Origin of the sequence: Rheinheimera maricola, from assembly GCF_016918075.2 — a bacterium.
GTDB classification, from domain to species: Bacteria; Pseudomonadota; Gammaproteobacteria; order Enterobacterales; family Alteromonadaceae; genus Alishewanella; species Alishewanella maricola_A.
The window spans coordinates 1-18,134 of the sequence record NZ_JAERPS020000006.1 but is presented as its reverse complement, the minus strand read 5'-3'; the positions used below and the strand labels follow the sequence as shown (position 1 = coordinate 18,134).

The window sequence follows — 18,134 nt, the reverse complement described above, 5'->3', positions numbered from 1 at the left end:
GCTCACAAGATGAACGCTATTTTACGCCAAGCTGCAGCGAATGTCCGTAGCAGTTTGCTCTGCTGTTTGATTTTTCTGGGCGCTGCAGTATGATCCAAAGCCTGAGACAACAGGAAATAGTAGTGTTATGGCTTTTGTGGTACTGGATAATTGCATCAAGTGTAAATACACCGACTGCGTGGCAGTATGCCCGGTAGATGCATTTTTTGAAGGGCCTAACTTCCTGGCAATAAGCCCAACTATTTGTATTGATTGTGCATTATGCGAGCCGGAATGCCCTGCCAATGCCATAGTGCAGGAAGATAAGGTGCCGCCAGAGCAGCATGGTTTTATTCAACTTAACGCTGATTTGGCTGACGTTTGGCCAAATATCATTGACGTTAAAGCGGCGCCTGCCGACGCGGATAGCTGGAATGGCGTGCCTGATAAACTGCAATATCTGCAATTGGAATAGCCCGCTTAGCGCTTAGCGGGTGGTGCCAGTACCATATCAAATACCCAGGGCCTTAACGCTACCAGTAATCCTACCCCTTTTTTGTCTGCTGGCCCGGTTGCCATATCTAACTCTGCCAGTTCGGCAAACTGCTCGCTTAATTGGTTTAAGCGGCGCTGCAGAATACTGATAGAGGCACTGGATAACTCGGCTGTTTCCAATCGTAACCAATGTTCGGGGGCAGTAAAACTATTATCAATAAACATCATTTTGATCTGCTGTTCATGGCGCCGTCGCACGGGGCCATTTAGTCGCCATTGTATATCGCGTGCTACCAGCAATCTCACCTTGTTGTGAGGCTGAAGCTCTATCAATTTCAAGCGGTCCAATGTGGCCAGCAGCCGGATGCCTTTAAGCTCGTCCAGCTGGTACCGGCTATTAATATCTTCAAATTGCCAACCGTTTAACAGCAGGTACAAATACGCCAGCAGCGTTGGATCATCTGCAAGCGCCTGCTCCTGAGGCATACTTAATTGCCTTGGCAGACTGTTCTTTGCCAATGTGCTGCTTTTCGCCAGTTCGTACAGGTTGGTATCCAAAACCCGGCAAATTTGCTCCAGCCGGCTCAGGGTAAAATTCTGTTGGGCAAAAATGCGTTTAACACTAGCTTCGCTGAGTTGAAGTTGCTCGGCGAGCTGACGATAACTCATGCCTTTGGCTTTAAGGCTGCGCTTTAATGCTGTAATCAATTGACTGGTCTGGTTCATCAAAGTCGCCTTATCTGCCGCTATAGGTAGCGTAATATAATACTCTGATTAATTGTATAGCATAACGTAATACCTGCCGGCTAGTGTTGGCTAACAATCAACTAGCAGGACGTATTTTTATGTGCCAAAAGCCAGAACACGTAATCAGGGTTAATGATGTGCATGCCAAGCTCAATTCAACTGTTATGCAGCGCTGCATCCAGCCGGTAACCGTAGCTGAGGTAATCACTGCTGTGCAGCAAGCCAATAAAGATGGCAGTATGGTAATTGTTGCAGGTGGCCGTCATGCCATGGGGGGGCAGCAATTTGTAACTGGTGGTGTACTGCTGGACCTGAGCAAGTTAAATCAGTTGCAGCATTTTGACGCAGAGCTGGGGCAGGTCAGCGTGCAGGCTGGTATTCAGTGGCCGGACTTAATGCGTAAACTGCATGTTATGCAACATGGCTGTGCCAACCCCTGGGGTATTAGGCAGAAGCAAACCGGTGCTGACCGGCTAAGTGTAGGCGGTGCAATAGCGGCAAATATCCACGGTCGGGGTCTGGATATGGCGCCTTTTGTAGCGGATGTTGTCAGCTTTGAGTTGGTTAATGCTGATGGCGAGCTATTACATTGTAGCCGGCAGAGCAACGCTGAGTTATTCCGGCTAGTGGTTGGCGGCTATGGCTTATTTGGCATAGTGGTAACCGCAACTCTGCAGCTGGTGCCACGACAACAGGTGGTGCGAGAAGTTGAACTTTGTAGTTTAGCTGACATGATTAAAGCCGTGCCGCAACGGGTACAATCGGGCTATTTATATGGCGATTTTCAGTTCGAAACAGCGCCAGAGTCCGCCGGCTTTTTACGCCATGGCGTATTTTCCTGTTACAAGCCGGTAGCAGCTAGGCCCATTGCGCCGCAGCAGCTCAGACTAAGCAAAGCCAACTGGCAACAGCTGTTATATCAGGCGCATACCGACAAAGCCGCCGCATTTGAGCAATTCTCACAGTTTTATCTGACGTCACACGGCCAGCGCTATTGGTCTGACAGCCATCAGTTAAGTATCTATTTGGATGATTATCATCTGGCACTGGATAAGCAGTTAGGCCGTGGCTGTGCCGGCAGTGAAATGATTACCGAGCTCTATGTGCCGCAGGCTGCGCTGCAGCAGTTTATGGCAGACTGCGCAGCCGATTTTCGCCAGCACCAGGTCGATTTAATTTATGGCACGGTGCGCTTTATCCGCCAGGATAGCGAAACAGCATTGGCTTGGGCTAAGCAAGATTATGCCTGTGTCATTTTTAATCTGCATATTGATCATCATGCCACCGCAATCGACACGGCTGCCGGTCATTTCCGCCGGCTGATCGACATCGCTATCCGCTATAAGGGCAGTTATTTTCTTACCTACCATCCGTTTGCCACAAAACAACAACTGCTGGCCTGTTACCCGAACTTTGTTGAGTTTCTGCAGGCGAAACGCCGTTATGATCCGGCGCAGCGCTTGCAAAGTAATTGGTACCGACATTACAGCGCCCTGTTCAGTCAGGAGGCGGTATGAGCAATACCAGTTTGTTAATTTGTGCCGGCCAATGTTGGCCAGATGCAGCAGCTATGGAGCCAGCCAGCGTTAGCCAGCAGTTGGCGCAGCAGGCGTTGTTGCACAGTGGTTGGCGTGGCAGGTTATTGCTGCGTTTGCTAGGCAAGCAACTCGGCCGTGTTGTGCTCAATAAGCTGCTGCAATATAGCCTTCCCGGCATCCTGGCGCATTATCAGTGGCGCAAACAGTACATTGCTGGCTGGGTGCAGCAAGCTATAGAACAAGAAGGCATACAGCAACTGCTGATTATAGGTGCAGGCTATGATGGTTTGGGCACGCAGCTTAGTGCGCAGTATAGCCAGTTGCAGGTTATAGAAATCGACCGCCCGTCTACCATGGCGCTGAAACAGGCGGTATTACAGCGTCTGCAGGCTATGCCGGTAAACCTAACTTTGTTGCCGGCCGATTTGTCTTGTTGCAGTTTACCGCAGTTACTGCAGCAAAGCGGGGTGTTCGTGCCAAAGCGCTCTACGTTGGTACTGGCCGAAGGGGTATTGATGTATTTGCCCTCCGCTGCCATTGGCCAGCTGCTACAGCAACTACGGCAGTGCGTCACAGCACCGCTGCAGCTTATCGCCAGCCAGATGCAGTTAGACTGGCAGGGTAAGCCGCGCTTTAGCCAGCAACGGTGGCTGGCCGATCTTGCTCTGCTGCTTAGCGCTGAGCGTTTTAGCAGTGGCGTAGTGCCCGCCGCGCTGAATGATTGGTTAGCTGGCCACGGCTTTAGTTTGCAGCATTTGGCGCAGCCGCAGCTGCACAGCAACCCTGACCCTTGCCCGGGTGAGCTGTTGTTTCGTGCTGCGGCCTTGCCACACTGTGCCGCTTAGCGGTTTTCCGGCTGCTCGTGCTCTACTTTGTAAATAAAATACACGGCGTAAAAGATACATAAGCCAATCACAATGGCTAAACCGGTAAACGAGATAAAAATTACTGGATCATTTATAAATTCTTGCCACAGGTTCATCACGTTGCCCTCTTGCTGTGTTGTTACTGCAAGTGTAGGCAAAGGGACAACCGGCTTAGCTGATGCAGATCAAAGATTGGCGGTTGACTCAGGCGGGTTTACGGTAGCTTTGACGCAGATCAACTATCTGGGCGGCATATTTAGCCGAATCAGCAGCCAGCAGACTAAAATAGGACTCAAGCAGCGGTGTTGCCTGAGCGGTTAACGCTGGACAATGTTGCAACAGCAAGTGTTGCTCTAAGCGTTCCAGCGCTAACTCGGCGTGCAGTAGGCTTTGCTTTAATGGCTGCTGCAACTCTGGGGCGATGCCACTGTTGGTTACGTTTTTGCGTAGCTGACGCAGTGGTTGGGTAAACTGTGTACTGAATAAAGCCAGCTCAGCGCTGAGCTGCTGCAGCTGAGTGCCGGTTAAACTCAGCTGCTGTTGCTCCAGATAACTCAGTAGCAGCAGCAGGTTGACGTTAGCGCCCAGCTCGTCTTGCCACTGTAGACACAAGTGTTTTACTTTGGGGTAAAGCGCAAGGCTAAACTGCCATAGCTGTTCGGTGCTTATCGGATTAGCCAGCTTGCCGCCCCTGTTAGGCATTACTTTGCCAGAACTGGGTGGTTTTTTGCTCCAGCTCATCCTGTGCCATAAACCAGTCTTCTTCAATACCGGCAAGGCTTTGGCTGGCGCTGGCTTGTTTGGCTAGTAATTCCGTTAGCTCGGCTTTTCGTTTGGCATCATAAATGTCCGGGTCGGCCATTTTTTCTTCGATAGCCGCCAGCTCTTTGGTCAGCTTTTCCTGTTGTTGCTCCAGCTTATCGATTTTTTGTTTGATAGGCCGTAGCAAATTACGTAAATCGGCCTCCAGCCGCTTTTGATCTTTACGCACCACGTTGCTGCTTGCAGGCACGTCTGCCTGAGCGGCGCTGGCGCTTTGGCGGGCGTCTTGCTGCAGCCATTGATAATAATCCGTTAAATCACCGTCAAACGGGGCCACCCGGCCGTGTGCTACAAGATAAAATTCATCAGTACAACTGCTTAGCAGATGACGATCGTGCGAGACAATAACGATAGCGCCTTCAAACTCTTGCAGTGCCATTACGATAGCTTCACGCATATCTAAATCAAGGTGGTTGGTCGGTTCATCCAGTAGCAACAGGTTGGGGCGTTGGTACACAATTAACGCCAGTACTAAGCGGGCTTTTTCGCCGCCAGAAAACGGGGCACAGGCTTCCAGTGCTTTATCGCCGTGAAAGCCAAAACCACCTAAAAAGTCACGCAGCTTTTGCTCGGGAACTAATGGGTCCAAGCGCACTAGGTGCTGCAGCGGTGAGTCTTGCGGGCGCAGGGTTTCCAGCTGATGTTGAGCAAAGTATCCCAGACTAACACCGTTGGCATACCAAACTTCGCCGCTTTGCGGCGTCATACTGCCGGATAGCAATTTAATCAGCGTCGACTTACCAGCGCCATTGCGGCCAAGTAAGCCAATGCGGCTACCGGGTAACAGCTGAAATTTAATCTGGCTTAAAATTACCTTATCAGCATAACCGGCGTGCACGTTGTCCATTTTCAGCAAGGGATTAGGCAGTGCTTTGGGTTCACGAAAGCTAAAGCTAAATGGCGAATCGACATGTGCCGGTGCCAGTATGGTCATGCGCTCTAATGCTTTAATCCGGCTTTGTGCCTGACGAGCTTTAGTTGCCTGTGCTTTAAAACGGTCAATAAATTTTTGCAGGTGCGCTACCTGTCGTTGCTGCTTGTCAAAATTAGCCTGATGTTGCGATAGCTGCTCGGCGCGCTGGCGCTCGAACTGGCTGTAATTGCCTTTGTATAGTGTGAGTGTCTGGCGTTCGATATGCACGATATTGTCGGTTACCGCATCGAGAAAATCCCGGTCGTGGCTTATCAGCAGTAAGGTACCCTGATAATTAGCCAGGTATTTTTCCAGCCATAGCACCGCGTCTAAATCGAGGTGGTTAGTGGGTTCATCCAGCAGCAACAGTTCAGCGCGCTGCATTAGCGCCCGTGCAAGGTTTAAGCGCATACGCCAACCACCGGAGAATGATTTTACCGCCTGCTGCTGTGCTTCGCCGCTAAAGCCAAGGCCATCCAGTAAAATGCCGGCTTTGGCTTCGGCGCGGTAACCATCTAAGGCTTCAATTTGAAGATGGACTGCCGCCAGATCACTTTCGCTACAACCGGTACGTACTTTAAGCAGCAGTGGAAACAACTGTTCGTCACCCTGCAATACGTAATCCATAGCACTGCAATCCAGTGCCGGAGTTTCCTGTGCTACAGTAGAAATTTGCCAACCGGATGGAATGCTGACATTACCGGCGTCGGCATGCAGTTTATTCAGTAGCAGCGCAAACAGGCTGGATTTACCACAACCGTTAGCACCGACAATTCCCACCTTTTGCCCCGGAAATACGGTAAGATCAGCGCCCTGAAACAAGCACTGAATACCACGGCGCAGTTCCACCTGTTGCAGCTGGATCATGTTTTTTCCTGTGTAACTGAATTGGGCTGCTAATTTACCCGTATAACCGCAACAAACCAAGGCTTGGCGAATAAAATTGCTACGCTAGCCAGAAGAGGCACAACATGACAACACGTAAAAAGAAACGTTTTATTGCTGGCGCCAGCTGTCCAAAATGCAAAGCAGTGGATACCATGATGTTGTTTATTGAAAATAATGTGGAAAAAGTGGAATGCGTAGAATGCGGTCACCAGATGGTGCAGCCCGAGGCGCAGATAACGAAAGCCAGCCGCGCCGCCGAACAAGTGATAGGGGTGTTTAAGCCCGAGTAAGATTAATAATGTGGCGGTGGCGGCTCTTCTTCCGGCCGAAGTATGCCCTGGTCATCTGGCAGGTTACGCAGTTTTTCTGCCAATAACATTACTTGCTGCTGCAGGCGGTCAATTTTTTTATTGTGCTCCAGCAGCTCGTTACTCAAGCTGTTAACAGTGTCTTCCTGAAACGCCAGTTTGCTTTCCAGCTCAACAATGTGCAGCTGTAATTCCTGCTCATTTGGTGTCATGTTTAATCTCCCATACTTCGGCGATGCCACTGGAGCTTTCGCTAATCAATTTATTATTGTTCAAAAAGCCAACGGCGTGCACGACAGCACTCGGCGGACGACTGTCGGGCTTTACCCCAACCTGCCATTGCTGGAGTTCATGCCCGGTTTTTACATCCCATAATGCCAGTTTACGGGAGGGTGCACCGGTTGCAAGGTACTTGCCATCGGCACTAAATTGCACTGCGCTGAATACCTGCTGGCGCGCAATAAACTGTAATTGGCTAACTAACTGTCCGGTTTGAATATCCCAGATTTGCGCCAAATCCTGGCTGTCAGCAGTAAAGGCATAACGGCCTTGTGGGTCCAGTGCTACTTTGGTTACCCGGCTGGGGTGGCTGAAACTATAAACAATTTGCGCGCTTCGGGTGTCCCATAAATGGGCTTTGTAGTCATTACCGCCGGTTAGGGCATAGCGCCCATTCGGTGACATCGCCACGCTATTTATCCGTTCAGTATGGCCTAGAAACTCCAGCCTGCGGCCAGATGCGAGTGTAACATGCTGCACGCCACCATTGCTTTTACCGATTAACAAGTGTGCACCGTTATCCGACACGGCGACATCACGCACTGTTGCGGCGTCTACCTGCCAAAAACCGATATTTTCACCTGTTGCAGTGCTCCAAAGTGCATAAGTTTGCTGATCTGCAGTGAATACATGGCTGTTGTTATGGCTTATAGCCAAACTAAACACCAGATTGTCACTGCTGTCTTGATGTTTCCACTGATACTTTAACGCGTTGGTTTGCAGGTCCCACAATGCAACACCGTGTTGAATCGATGACACAGCGGCATAACGTGCATCTGCCGACACAGCTGCCGCATAACTACCTTGAGCTACATGTGTAAACTGATGTATTGGCGGGGAAGATGTCAGCTTTTCACAACCTGTGAGCAGCAATAGCAGAAAAAACACAGGATATTTCATGTCAGGTGTTAACCTCATCCGCACAAACCGTTAGTATAGGCCAGTTCTTTGGACACTATTAAAACATACTTTTGCAGCCTGGCTGCGTAAAACTTGGAGAACCGAATGCGCTTAGTTACCAAAATGTCTCTGGTCGCCCTGGCCGTTGTTACTTTAGCCGCCTGCCAGAAAGAAGCTGAACAGAAACCTGCTGTATTGGACACCGATACAGCGAAGCAGTCATACAGTTTAGGCGTTTCTGTTGGCCGCTACCTGGACAGCACTTTAGATGAATACACTAAAATGGGTTTGTCTTTGGATAGCGCTTTAATTTTGCGTGGCGTGCAAGATGCAATCGCAGATAAAACGTCATTAAATGACGAAGAAGTGCAAGCAATGATGACGGCACTGGAAGAGCAATTCCGTGAAAAACAAGCTGCCATTGCTGAAGCTGAAACAGCACAAGCGGTTGCTGCAGGTGCTGCTTATCTTGAAGAAAACGCCAAAAAAGAAGGCGTGACGGTAACCGAGTCAGGCTTACAATACGAAGTGTTGCAAGCGGCTGAAGGTGCTAAACCTGCGGCTGCCGACACCGTTAAAGTACATTATGTTGGTACGCTGGTAGATGGTACAAAGTTTGACAGCTCTGTTGATCGTGGCGAACCGGCCCAGTTCCCATTAAACCGTGTGATCCCAGGTTGGACTGAAGGTGTGCAGCTGATGAATGTTGGCTCTAAGTTTAAGTTCACTATTCCTTCAGAACTGGCGTACGGCGAGCGCGATATGGGTGTGATTAAGCCTAACAGTGTGCTGGTATTCGAAGTTGAATTACTGGAAATCGTTGCAGCAGAAACTGCAGAGTAAGCTAACTTAGCAACAACAAAAAAGCGGCTGATGCCGCTTTTTTATTGGTTATCAGGCTGATACGCTAGTGTCTGTGTGCTTTTCATACAAAGTGTTAATTAACTCGTCTTCGTATTCAAAGCGTTCTTCCAGTGCCTGCCCTAACTCTGACAATTCTCTGTCAAACGCCGCGCTGTGACGTGTGCTGAGATGATCAGCGTATAAATCATTAAAATTCAAAGCCAGGTCAGTTGATAGCGCAATTTTTGGATACAGACTATCGGCTAGTTTGCGGCTGTCTGTGCCGTTAACTGCACATTCCGACACAATGCGTTCATAGACTTCAAAATGTCCTGCCGACAAATAGTCTACCATTAGTTGACAAAACTCTTGTACCGCGGCCTGTGAAGGCAAAGTGGTGCGCTTGTTATCAAATGGCGGTAGGGCAGCCAATTTGCAATAACTCACGATAAGTTGCTGTCTCTCATCCAGCCAGTTATCGATGGCGGTTAGTGAGCCACCCCATTTTTGTCGCGCTGTATGCACACGGGTGTACATTGCCTTCTCCTTAAGTGCAGCGGCTGTGCTGCTATAGTGTCTAATTAAATGAATTTTGCACTAAAGATCAACCGTTTTTTTATTGGTCAGCCCAGTGAACGGCATTATGATAGCCTGTAACCACAGGGTACAGCAGAGGACTGCTAATGATCAAACATAGTATTAGCTTATCGTCAAATCAGTATGCGCTCTGGTTTGTAGTTAATCGGGGGCGGATCTGGCTCAATGCTCAGGGTCAATTACCACAAGGAATTTTTGCTAATCTTACCTTATCGGCAGAGCCAGACCAGGTGTGCTTGATAGGCGAACTTGCTACACAGCCTGTCTATTTAGTGGTAAACCACGATTATATAGCGGATGAGGCGGCCTGGGTTACGCCCAGAGAGCTGCTGGATAATGGCGATGACGTGTTTCAATTAGCGGCAAGGGCTGTGCAGGTAGCGCTGTTTTTGCAAACACACCGGTTTTGTGGTCAATGTGGCAGCGCAATGAATCTAGTAAGTTGGGAATTGGCCGCACTTTGTAGCAAATGTGGTCACCGCTGTTATCCGCGCATTGCGCCTTGTGTACTTGTTGGTATTGCTCATCATGGAAAAATCTTACTTGCGCGTTCCAGCCGTCATCGGAAAGGCTTTTATTCTATTCTGGCTGGATTTGTTGAATCTGCCGAAACGTTAGAGCAAGCAGCAGTACGTGAAGTCAAAGAAGAAGTTGGCGTTGATATTACCAACCTACGTTATGTTGGTAGCCAGCCCTGGCCATTTCCACATTCATTAATGACCGGATTTATTGCCGATTATGCCGGTGGTGACATTATTTGCCAGCCACAGGAAATTGAAGAAGCACACTGGTTTGATTTAGCTGCGCTACCAGAAGTGCCGTCGATACAAACACTATCAGGCAAAATTATTATGCAACTACAGCAAAATGCAGGCAATAAAAAAGCCACTTAAAAGTGGCTTAACTAAATTTTGCGTGGTCCCGTTTCAACGAGCTTCTTACTTGTTATTCTTCACTAGCGCAGCAATGTTATAGCAGATTGATATACTGCTGACAAGCATAGAACAGAAAAAAGCTGAACACAGCATTTACCGCGAAATCATAGGCGCTGGGCTGTCACAATGCTAAAATGCCGGGAAATGTGTAAATGGTGGACAACCTATGCAATTAAAAAATGATCGGTACCTTAGAGCTTTATTAAAACAACCGGTAGACAGGACTCCGGTATGGATGATGCGCCAGGCTGGCCGTTATCTTCCAGAATACCGCGCAACACGAGCCCAGGCTGGTGATTTTATGTCCTTGTGCAAGAACCCAGAGTTGGCGTGTGAAGTGACTTTGCAGCCGTTGCGACGCTATGCCTTGGATGCGGCTATTCTATTTAGCGATATTCTGACCATACCCGATGCGATGGGTTTAGGCTTGTATTTTGGTGAGGGCGAAGGACCTAAGTTCCAGCGGCCGGTACGGGATTTTCTGGATATTGCGAATTTACCCATTCCGGATCCAGAACAGGAGTTGCGCTATGTAATGGATGCGGTGCGAACTATTCGCCGTGAGCTTGATGGCAGTGTGCCATTAATTGGTTTTTCCGGCAGTCCTTGGACGCTGGCAACTTACATGGTGGAAGGGGGTAGCAGTAAAACCTTTGGTACGATCAAAAAGATGATGTTTAGTGAGCCCGAAGCATTGCACTTGTTGCTGGATAAACTGGCACAAAGCGTTGTGCTATATCTCAACGCTCAAATTGCTGCCGGTGCACAGTCTGTGATGATTTTTGATACGTGGGGAGGGGTGTTAACTCCTCGCGATTATCAGGAGTTTTCGCTGGGTTATATGCAGCAGATTTTAGACGGCTTAACGCGTGAGGCTGACGGCCGTAAGGTACCAGTGACATTGTTCACAAAAAATGGTGGTCTTTGGCTAGAGGCTATAGCCAATACCGGTTGCGATGCATTGGGTTTGGATTGGACTATTAATATCCGTGATGCTAAAGCCAGGGTGGGTGATAAAGTGGCATTACAGGGCAATATGGACCCGTCAATTCTGCTTGGCTCTCCTGAGCGTATCCGTCAGGAAGTGCAGATGATTTTAGATGGCTTCGGTCAAGGCTCTGGGCATGTGTTTAATCTAGGCCATGGTATTACGCCAGATGTCGATCCAGAACGGGTTAGTGTGTTTATTGACGCAGTACATGCATTTAGCCGTACTTATCATATGAATGCTGAAATTACCGAGTAGCTAAAAAACGCAGCCCCGGTGATACCGGGGCTTCAGATTAGTTGTTATCAGCAGTAACTGTTTGATAATCAGCTAGTAAATCTTCAAAATTTTCTATTGTCCAATTACGCTTTCTGGCTTCATCTACTGCTTGGCGTAGCATCGACTCGCCACGCCCTTGCTGCCCTAGCTCAATAAAGGCTACGCCTAATGTCGACAGTAAATTAGGATTATTTGCATCGATGGTGCGGCCTTGCTCAGCCAAGCGGATTGACTTTTGTGGATCGCGCAATGTTGGGTCGTCAGACATTGCCAACAATGACGCATATTCGGTGATTGCTGGCATGTACTCCTGTAATGCTGCTACCTCCAGATAAGCTGCCGCTTTGCGTGGATCGTATTTAACGTTATTACTATCGAGTAATTCCCGGGCTAATAGATAGGCCGCACGTGGATCTCCGCCATCAGCCGATATAGCCAACCAGTTTACTGCTTTGCTGGGATCTTTATCGCAGCCATTACCAGTAATAAGACATTGCGCCAGGCGATACTGTGCCGGCTGATGCCCGTTTATAGCAGCTTGCAGATACCAGTTGATAGGGTTCTCGTTCTTAACAATACCGTTTTCAGCCAGCACCGCATACAAATACTGGTACTTTGCAGACTCAGCTTTGGCCGCCGCTAGAATTGCGCTAATGTATTCTTCACTCTCGCGTTGAAATTTTCTGGTTTGTGAGCCGCTAGTACTTTTCGTCTTGAAGGTATGCGATTGCAGCTCCATGCGCATCGGGTCGCCATACAAATCTTTCGGCGGCTCGAACTGCCAGCTTCGTATCGCAGTTAAAACATACTCGTTGATACCATCTATTGGAAATGTAGCAATCACTTTTGCATTTTCAACAGTGCCATTCTCACTAACGTCGTAGTGAACTACCGCCCACGCAGCAACACCTGCCCGCTCAAAATAGCTGGGATAATCTGGCTCCGGCTGCGCAATCGGTTTTAGTGCGCTGCTACCCGATACATAGCGGTTGGCAGTTGGATATAAGTTACCAGCCAATGCCGCTTCACCATACTGGTTGTTAAGTGAAGTAAATACTTCCTTACCCTCCATTCGTGAAGGTAGCTTCGTCCTTAACTTGCGATATTGCACATCAGCCTGCGGATGCTGCCTATCTCGGGCAATCAATGTCCAGGCATAAGCCAGCTTGATATCTTGATCGACTCCCAAGCCTTCAGCATACATGCGGGATAACAAATATTGTGCTTCCAAGTGCCCAAGCTCGGCCAAAGTTTCAAGTTTTGGTTTCGCCAAGGCATATTCTTGTTGCTCAAATAAGGCATTTGCTGTGGGAAAATCTGCTTTGACCTGCCAAGTACAAGTTAGTAACAGCAATATCAAACTGTATTGAAGCCGTACCATAAAAAAACTCCACACATGCTATTTATTTAATTATTATTAAATTGAGTTTACAACGATTTATCTGGCAAAACAAAGATAAATACTTAAGCTTATTGCCTGATTAATTAATGTTTTATATCAAACATTTAGTCAGTAAACAGTCGATTGAGGCCATTTAGAGCTGCAACCCTATAAGCTTCTGCCATTGTTGGGTAATTAAATGTGGTGTGAACAAAATACTCTAAGGTATTGCCGCCATTCTTTTGCATCATGATAGCTTGACCAATGTGTACAATTTCTGCTGCACGTTCACCAAAGCAATGTATGCCAAGTATTTCTAACGTATCACGGTTAAACAATAGTTTTAAGCTGCCAACGCTGGTGTTGGCTATTTGCGCCCGTGCCAGGTGTTTAAACTGGGCGCGACCGACTTCATAAGGGATTTTAGCAGCAGTAAGTTCCTGCTCTGTTTTACCAACGGAGCTCATTTCCGGAATGGTATAAATGCCTGCCGGAATATCAGCTATCAAGTGTCCGTCTAAATTACCTTTAACAATGGCTTCACCTGCCAGGCGCCCTTGGTCATAAGCTGCGCTGGCCAGGCTGGGGTAGCCAATAACGTCACCAACAGCATATATATTGTCGATACTGGTTTGGTATTGCTTGTTCACTTTTACCAGGCCGCGGCTGTCCGCTTCCAGACCAATGCCCGCCAGGTTCAGCATATCGGTATTACCGGTACGGCCATTAGCAAACAAAAAACAATCCGCCTTCATTTTTTTGCCGGATTTCAGGTGTAACACCACGCCATCCTCTTTACCTTCGATGCGGTCGAACTCTTCGCCGTGACGAATCGTCATGCCAGAGTTCCAAAAGTGATAGCTTAATGAATCAGATATCTCAGCATCCATAAATGAGAGTAAGCGGTCGCGGGTATTGACCAAATCAACCCGGACACCTAAGCCGCGGAAAATAGAAGCGTATTCACAGCCGATAACGCCTGCACCGTAAATAATGATATGTTTGGGGTCATGTTGCAGCGATAAAATGGTATCAGAGTCGTAAATGCGGCTGTGGGTAAAGTCAACGTCTGCAGGCCGGTATGGGCGGGAGCCACTGGCGATAACAATGGTTTTTGCACTCAATTCAAAACAGCTACCGTCATCACTGCGAATGCTTAAGCGCTGGCTATCGATAAATTGCGCTTCACCCTGATATATTCTTACCTGATTGCGGTCATAAAAGCCGGTGCGCAGTCGTACTTGTTTGCGGATCACGCCGGCGGCATGTTTCAAAATTTGTGAGAAAGTCAGTTTGGTATGTTGTTCATCAAGTTGAAACAGCGGGTTTTCGTTGAATTCAATTAACCGACTAACTGAATGCCGTAATGCTTTGGACGGAATGGTGCCCCAGTGTGTACAGCCCCCGCCTACGGACTGATAGCGTTCTATAGCGGCAACGGTTAAGCCGCTTTTAGCCAAATACATAGCGGCTCCCTCACCGCCAGGGCCCGTGCCTATAACGATGGCGTCGAAATCAAATTTAGGCTTTGCAGTGGTTTTCTTCTGGCTCACGGGTATATCTCATTAACAACAGGCTCATGACTTGAGCATATCAGGTCTCGGGCACAAAAAAAGAGACCTAAGTCTCTTTTTTCAATTAGCTAAACGCGGTAACCAGCCGTTGCCAGTGTTGTTGCTGCTGTTGCAGATGTAGCTGAAACTCAGCATAGCTGTGTTTGAAGTCCACAGCTTGGTACTGCGCGACAATAAGCTCTTTGCGCTGTTGCAACATTTGCTTCTTCAATTGGTAGTAATCCTGCATTCTGGCTATCAACAGTTCGTATTCTTGTTCCAATAGTTGCAGTAGTTGCTCAGCATTTGGCCGTTGTTTAATATTGGCGATAGCACGTTGCAGCTGCATTTTGGCTTTGGCCTGCGCAATACGTTCCTCCGGCACCACACGCAAGTTGCGGGTTAAGCCTATCCAGGAAGCGGTTTTAATAAACCATTTTGTTGGATCGAACTGGTACCATTTAATACCATTGCGATAGTCTGATTCAAATATATGGTGGAAATTATGATAGCCTTCACCGTAGGTCAGAAAAGCCAGGACACCATTGTCACGTGCAGAATTTTGATCAGTATAAGGCTGGCTACCCCAAATATGTGCTAGTGAGTTAATAAAAAACGTAAAATGATGGCTAAGTACTAGCCGTAGAAAGCCAGCAGATAGTAACATGCCAAGTATATTGCCGCTGATGATGCCTAGTAGCAAGGGAATGCCAAAGTTAGTCGCAATAGTAAGCCAGAGATAATTGCGGTGCTGCCACATTACGATGGGATTTTTTTGTAAGTCGCGAGCTGCGTTGTAGCAGGGCTTTTCCACACCAGGGTAATCACGTAACATCCAACCAATATGGCTGTACCAAAATCCGCGACCCGCTGAATAGGGATCTTTGTCGTTATTATCAACGTGGCGATGATGTACCCTATGATCAGCTGACCAATGCAGCGCGCTATTTTGCAACGCGAAAGCTCCGCCAATAGCAAAAAACCACTGTAGAAATGGATGAGCCTCATAAGTTTTATGTGCCCATAGCCGGTGGTAGCCGGCGGTAATAGACATACCACAGTAGCCAAGACAAATAATTGTGGCAATTACTTCAGACCAGCCAAAGCCAACAGTTAAAGCGTACCAAGGTACACCAATAGCAGCAACCAGCGTAGTAACAGAGAACAGCAGGACGTTGGTCCAAATAATCGGGGCTTGTTTCATAGAATGCCGTTTAGCTTACAACTGTTCGCTCATTCTACTGGCCACAAACGGCCGGTCAAGGTATAAAATAGACTGTTTCGGTGAATAGAGAGATTTTCGTGTCCAGAGCAGAGCAAAAAGAACGTACCAGGCGGGCGATTATTAACGCAGCCTTTTCGCAATTGAGCGCTGATAAAAGCTTTGCCAGTTTAAGTTTGCGTGAAGTCGCACGGGAAGCGGGTATTGCACCGACATCTTTTTACCGCCACTTTGCCGATATGGACGAGCTCGGGCTGACGTTAGTAGATGAAGCTGGTTTAATGCTGCGGCAGCTAATGCGCCAGGCGCGGCAACGTATTGAAAAAAACGGCAGCGTGATCCGCACATCAATTGAGACCTTTATGGAGTTTGTCACCGGCAACAGCAACGTGTTTCGTTTATTGTTGCGTGAGCGTTCCGGTACATCGGCAGCATTCCGCAGTGCCGTAGCACGTGAAATTCAGCATTTTGTTGCCGAATTGGCCGAGTATCTGCGTAAAGAAACCACTTGCCCGGATGAACTGGCCCGCGCTCAGGCTGAAGCGATGGTAATACTGGTATTTCATACCGGCGCCGATGCGCTGGATGCACCGCCGGAGCAGTATAGCTATTTAACCAGCCGTACCATCACGCAGTTACGCTGGTTGGCGCATGGCGCGGCCGGTTATGGCCGCAAACCTAAAAGCTGATGTTGATATTACGGGCTTTGGCGCTTACGTAGCCAAACACCGCTTTCTATATGATGGGTATAAGGAAACTGATCAAATACAGCTAATTGCAGCACATCATGAGTTTTGCTCAACACTTGTAGGTTCTCTGCCAGTGTTGTCGGGTTGCAGGAGATATAAATAATATCATTAAAGCGGCTGACTAATTGCTCTGTGCCACTGTCCAGTCCGGCACGGGGTGGATCAACTAACACCGTATTCAGTTGCATATCGGCTAAATCCAGCTGTTTAAGCGTGGTGCCCTGCTGCAAAGCCGCCGCGACATCTTCGGCAGACATCTGCAACACTTGCAGGTTGTCGACCTTGTTCAGCGCAATGTTATATTGTGCTGATTTGATTGAGGTGCGGGAAATTTCTGTTGCGACAACTTTATTAAAACAGGGAGACAGTGCCACTGAGAAATTACCGTTACCACAGTACAGTTCCAGTAAATCCCCGGACAGTTGCTTTGCAATTTGCTTCGCCCAGCTCAGCATATGGCGGTTCACTTCCCCATTGGGCTGAGTAAAGCTGCCTTCTACCTGCTGATACTGCAACGGCTGCCCATCTAACTCAAATTGTTCAGTGACATAGTCAGTGCTTACCATCAGCTTTTGCTTGCGCGAGCGGCCGATAAACTTCACCTTATATTGTCCGGCCAATTTATCGGTTAATTGTTTCGCCTGCTCCAGCCAGCTGTTGGTTAACGGTCGCTTATAAATCAGCGAAACCAGCAGCTCGCCGGACAAGGTCGCCAGATAATCTACCTGATACAATTTATAGCGTAGCTCGTGATTAAACTGAATGTTTTCCAGCAGCTGTGGCATAAAGTCAGCAATGGTGCGACAGGCTACCGGAAAGTAGTCAATACGTACTTTGTCACGTGTTTGCGAGTCAAACATGGCATGATAAATATCATCGCCGTTGTGCCAAATCCGGAACTCAGCGCGTAAACGGTAGTGAGCGGGTTCAGAGCGGAATACCTCTGCTGCCGGTGCATTAAAATCTGACAGCAGTTGCTGCACGGCGGCAACCTTATCTTCAAGTTGCTGTGAATACTGCTCGGGGAAAACCTGACCTACGCTCATTTATCGCTCTGCTTAACCAAAACGGCTATTTTAAGGCACAGAACAGTTTGAGCCAACCTCGAATATCCATCGGCTGATATTTACCATTAAAAAAGGGAAGCCAATGCTTCCCTTCTATAAACTGCTAACGTTTACTCTTCAGCGTCGTCGCTATCCTGACGCTCTTTGGCTTCGCGCACTTTTAATGTTCTTTCCTGAAAATTAAAGTCATTCAACTTTTGGATCATTTTATTGCCGTCTTTAGCGGCCACTTCAACAAAGCCAAAACCACGGCGGCGACCTGTTTGACGGTCTTTCATCAGGCGTACATTAACAACAACACCAAAACGTTGAAATAATTCTTTCACCGCATCTTCGTTTGCGCGATAAGGTAAATTACCTACATATAAGGTAGTCGTATCGCCTTTGTAGTCATTTGCCGCCAAAGGTGCTGCTGAAGAAGCCACAGACGCCCGGCCTTTTACATCAATCAACACCGGCACTAATATACCGGCCAACATAATACCAATTACCACGAAAATTTCCTGAGCAAACCCCAGCACAGGAAGAAAGGTAAAGCCAAGATAAGCCAACACCGCTAATGCCAGTGTATACGGCAAAGAAGCACGTAAAGTGGGTAACATAATCATATCCTAAGCACTTAGTTCTATTTATCGGAATGCTTTAATAAGATAAAGCAGCCTTATCTTAGCGGTTAGGTAATAAACCGCAACCATAAACAACAGCTTGTTTGCAGTCAATTTGTAGTTAAAATATGCAAAAAGCGCATTTAGTAAGCAAACAGCACGTAAAACCTCATTTTCACT

At 47.9% G+C, this 18,134-nt stretch carries 20 protein-coding genes; 8 read left to right on the top strand and 12 right to left on the bottom strand.

From position 1 onward, the window contains the following. Positions 1-127: 127 nt before the first annotated feature. Entirely contained in the window at positions 128-454 is a 327-nt protein-coding gene (gene fdxA / locus I4W93_RS15540; RefSeq protein ID WP_205311712.1) for a ferredoxin FdxA, read from the top strand. Between the two features lie 5 nt (positions 455-459). On the opposite strand, the gene I4W93_RS15535 is transcribed toward fdxA, so the two are convergent. Then, positions 460-1,200, bottom strand: a complete 741-nt coding sequence (locus I4W93_RS15535; protein WP_205311711.1) for a helix-turn-helix domain-containing protein — start codon at positions 1,198-1,200, stop codon at positions 460-462. Between the two features lie 119 nt (positions 1,201-1,319). Between I4W93_RS15535 and I4W93_RS15530 the strand changes: the two genes are divergently transcribed. Next, a complete protein-coding gene (locus tag I4W93_RS15530; RefSeq protein ID WP_205311710.1) occupies positions 1,320-2,738 on the top strand; it encodes an FAD-binding oxidoreductase in 1,419 nt (472 codons plus the stop codon). After that, positions 2,735-3,604 carry a class I SAM-dependent methyltransferase gene (locus I4W93_RS15525; RefSeq protein WP_205311709.1) on the top strand — a complete coding sequence of 290 codons (870 nt, stop codon included), beginning with the start codon at positions 2,735-2,737 and terminating at the stop codon, positions 3,602-3,604. The genes I4W93_RS15530 and I4W93_RS15525 overlap by 4 nt, the downstream gene beginning before the upstream one ends. On the opposite strand, the gene I4W93_RS15520 is transcribed toward I4W93_RS15525, so the two are convergent. Genes I4W93_RS15520 through I4W93_RS15510 form a run of 3 tightly spaced genes read right to left on the bottom strand, consistent with a single transcriptional unit; the run spans position 3,601 to position 6,227 of the window. Beyond that, complete coding sequence (locus tag I4W93_RS15520) at positions 3,601-3,783, bottom strand: DUF3149 domain-containing protein (RefSeq protein WP_224673494.1); 183 nt, start codon at positions 3,781-3,783, stop codon at positions 3,601-3,603. The two genes, I4W93_RS15525 and I4W93_RS15520, sit on opposite strands and share 4 nt — an antisense overlap. A 46-nt stretch (positions 3,784-3,829) precedes the next feature. Further along, on the bottom strand, positions 3,830-4,327 hold the full coding sequence (locus tag I4W93_RS15515; RefSeq protein ID WP_205311708.1) for a TIGR02444 family protein: 498 nt from the start codon (positions 4,325-4,327) through the stop codon (positions 3,830-3,832). After that, the gene (locus I4W93_RS15510; protein WP_205311707.1) at positions 4,320-6,227 is read right to left on the bottom strand and encodes an ATP-binding cassette domain-containing protein; all 1,908 of its coding nucleotides are present in this window, start codon (positions 6,225-6,227) and stop codon (positions 4,320-4,322) included. Before I4W93_RS15510 ends, I4W93_RS15515 begins: the two co-directional genes overlap by 8 nt. Before the next feature lie 104 nt (positions 6,228-6,331). Here I4W93_RS15510 and I4W93_RS15505 point away from each other — a divergent pair, with 104 nt between their 5' ends. Beyond that, positions 6,332-6,538 (top strand): YheV family putative zinc ribbon protein, encoded by a 207-nt coding sequence (locus I4W93_RS15505; protein WP_205311706.1) that lies wholly within the window; start codon positions 6,332-6,334, stop codon positions 6,536-6,538. A gap of 2 nt (positions 6,539-6,540) precedes the next feature. Here I4W93_RS15505 and I4W93_RS15500 read toward each other — a convergent pair whose 3' ends face one another. Further along, positions 6,541-6,768, bottom strand: coding sequence for a SlyX family protein (locus I4W93_RS15500; protein WP_205311705.1), 228 nt, complete (start codon positions 6,766-6,768; stop codon positions 6,541-6,543). Next, positions 6,755-7,735 carry a WD40 repeat domain-containing protein gene (locus tag I4W93_RS15495; protein WP_224673492.1) on the bottom strand — a complete coding sequence of 327 codons (981 nt, stop codon included), beginning with the start codon at positions 7,733-7,735 and terminating at the stop codon, positions 6,755-6,757. Before I4W93_RS15495 ends, I4W93_RS15500 begins: the two co-directional genes overlap by 14 nt. 105 nt (positions 7,736-7,840) lie before the next feature. On the opposite strand from I4W93_RS15495, the gene fkpA reads away from it, so the two are divergent. Then, complete coding sequence (gene fkpA / locus I4W93_RS15490; protein WP_205311703.1) at positions 7,841-8,578, top strand: FKBP-type peptidyl-prolyl cis-trans isomerase; 738 nt, start codon at positions 7,841-7,843, stop codon at positions 8,576-8,578. A gap of 51 nt (positions 8,579-8,629) precedes the next feature. Here fkpA and rsd read toward each other — a convergent pair whose 3' ends face one another. After that, entirely contained in the window at positions 8,630-9,115 is a 486-nt protein-coding gene (gene rsd / locus I4W93_RS15485) for a sigma D regulator (RefSeq protein ID WP_205311702.1), read from the bottom strand. A 146-nt stretch (positions 9,116-9,261) separates the two neighbouring features. Between rsd and nudC the strand changes: the two genes are divergently transcribed. Both nudC and hemE read left to right on the top strand, forming a co-directional pair. After that, positions 9,262-10,068, top strand: coding sequence for an NAD(+) diphosphatase (gene nudC, locus I4W93_RS15480; RefSeq protein ID WP_205311701.1), 807 nt, complete (start codon positions 9,262-9,264; stop codon positions 10,066-10,068). A gap of 208 nt (positions 10,069-10,276) precedes the next feature. Beyond that, positions 10,277-11,356: a uroporphyrinogen decarboxylase gene (gene hemE / locus I4W93_RS15475; protein WP_205311700.1), complete on the top strand. Its 1,080-nt coding sequence runs from the start codon at positions 10,277-10,279 to the stop codon at positions 11,354-11,356. A gap of 37 nt (positions 11,357-11,393) precedes the next feature. On the opposite strand, the gene I4W93_RS15470 is transcribed toward hemE, so the two are convergent. From I4W93_RS15470 to I4W93_RS15460, 3 genes are all read right to left on the bottom strand, one after another. Further along, complete coding sequence (locus I4W93_RS15470) at positions 11,394-12,758, bottom strand: TonB family protein (RefSeq protein WP_205311699.1); 1,365 nt, start codon at positions 12,756-12,758, stop codon at positions 11,394-11,396. Between the two features lie 125 nt (positions 12,759-12,883). Continuing rightward, on the bottom strand, positions 12,884-14,311 hold the full coding sequence (gene sthA, locus I4W93_RS15465) for a Si-specific NAD(P)(+) transhydrogenase (protein WP_205311698.1): 1,428 nt from the start codon (positions 14,309-14,311) through the stop codon (positions 12,884-12,886). Positions 14,312-14,396: 85 nt separating this feature from the next. Then, positions 14,397-15,515 carry an acyl-CoA desaturase gene (locus tag I4W93_RS15460; RefSeq protein ID WP_205311697.1) on the bottom strand — a complete coding sequence of 373 codons (1,119 nt, stop codon included), beginning with the start codon at positions 15,513-15,515 and terminating at the stop codon, positions 14,397-14,399. An 80-nt stretch (positions 15,516-15,595) separates the two neighbouring features. On the opposite strand from I4W93_RS15460, the gene fabR reads away from it, so the two are divergent. Further along, a complete protein-coding gene (fabR, locus tag I4W93_RS15455) occupies positions 15,596-16,222 on the top strand; it encodes an HTH-type transcriptional repressor FabR (protein WP_224673491.1) in 627 nt (208 codons plus the stop codon). A gap of 8 nt (positions 16,223-16,230) precedes the next feature. Here the strand turns inward: fabR and trmA are convergent, their stop codons facing one another. Together trmA and I4W93_RS15445 are read right to left on the bottom strand one after the other, a co-directional pair. Beyond that, entirely contained in the window at positions 16,231-17,328 is a 1,098-nt protein-coding gene (trmA, locus tag I4W93_RS15450; protein ID WP_205311696.1) for a tRNA (uridine(54)-C5)-methyltransferase TrmA, read from the bottom strand. Positions 17,329-17,459: 131 nt separating this feature from the next. Next, on the bottom strand, positions 17,460-17,951 hold the full coding sequence (locus tag I4W93_RS15445; protein WP_205311695.1) for an RNA-binding protein: 492 nt from the start codon (positions 17,949-17,951) through the stop codon (positions 17,460-17,462). Positions 17,952-18,134: the final 183 nt, after the last annotated feature.

Coding starts and splice junctions, on each gene's coding strand:
- fdxA (WP_205311712.1), top strand. CDS start 128: ATGGCTTTTGTGGTACTGGATAATTGCATCAAGTGTAAATACACCGAC.
- I4W93_RS15535 (WP_205311711.1), bottom strand. CDS start 1,200: ATGAACCAGACCAGTCAATTGATTACAGCATTAAAGCGCAGCCTTAAA.
- I4W93_RS15530 (WP_205311710.1), top strand. CDS start 1,320: ATGTGCCAAAAGCCAGAACACGTAATCAGGGTTAATGATGTGCATGCC.
- I4W93_RS15525 (WP_205311709.1), top strand. CDS start 2,735: ATGAGCAATACCAGTTTGTTAATTTGTGCCGGCCAATGTTGGCCAGAT.
- I4W93_RS15515 (WP_205311708.1), bottom strand. CDS start 4,327: ATGCCTAACAGGGGCGGCAAGCTGGCTAATCCGATAAGCACCGAACAG.
- I4W93_RS15510 (WP_205311707.1), bottom strand. CDS start 6,227: ATGATCCAGCTGCAACAGGTGGAACTGCGCCGTGGTATTCAGTGCTTG.
- I4W93_RS15505 (WP_205311706.1), top strand. CDS start 6,332: ATGACAACACGTAAAAAGAAACGTTTTATTGCTGGCGCCAGCTGTCCA.
- I4W93_RS15500 (WP_205311705.1), bottom strand. CDS start 6,768: ATGACACCAAATGAGCAGGAATTACAGCTGCACATTGTTGAGCTGGAA.
- I4W93_RS15495 (WP_224673492.1), bottom strand. CDS start 7,735: ATGAAATATCCTGTGTTTTTTCTGCTATTGCTGCTCACAGGTTGTGAA.
- fkpA (WP_205311703.1), top strand. CDS start 7,841: ATGCGCTTAGTTACCAAAATGTCTCTGGTCGCCCTGGCCGTTGTTACT.
- rsd (WP_205311702.1), bottom strand. CDS start 9,115: ATGTACACCCGTGTGCATACAGCGCGACAAAAATGGGGTGGCTCACTA.
- nudC (WP_205311701.1), top strand. CDS start 9,262: ATGATCAAACATAGTATTAGCTTATCGTCAAATCAGTATGCGCTCTGG.
- hemE (WP_205311700.1), top strand. CDS start 10,277: ATGCAATTAAAAAATGATCGGTACCTTAGAGCTTTATTAAAACAACCG.
- I4W93_RS15470 (WP_205311699.1), bottom strand. CDS start 12,758: ATGGTACGGCTTCAATACAGTTTGATATTGCTGTTACTAACTTGTACT.
- I4W93_RS15460 (WP_205311697.1), bottom strand. CDS start 15,515: ATGAAACAAGCCCCGATTATTTGGACCAACGTCCTGCTGTTCTCTGTT.
- trmA (WP_205311696.1), bottom strand. CDS start 17,328: ATGAGCGTAGGTCAGGTTTTCCCCGAGCAGTATTCACAGCAACTTGAA.
- I4W93_RS15445 (WP_205311695.1), bottom strand. CDS start 17,951: ATGTTACCCACTTTACGTGCTTCTTTGCCGTATACACTGGCATTAGCG.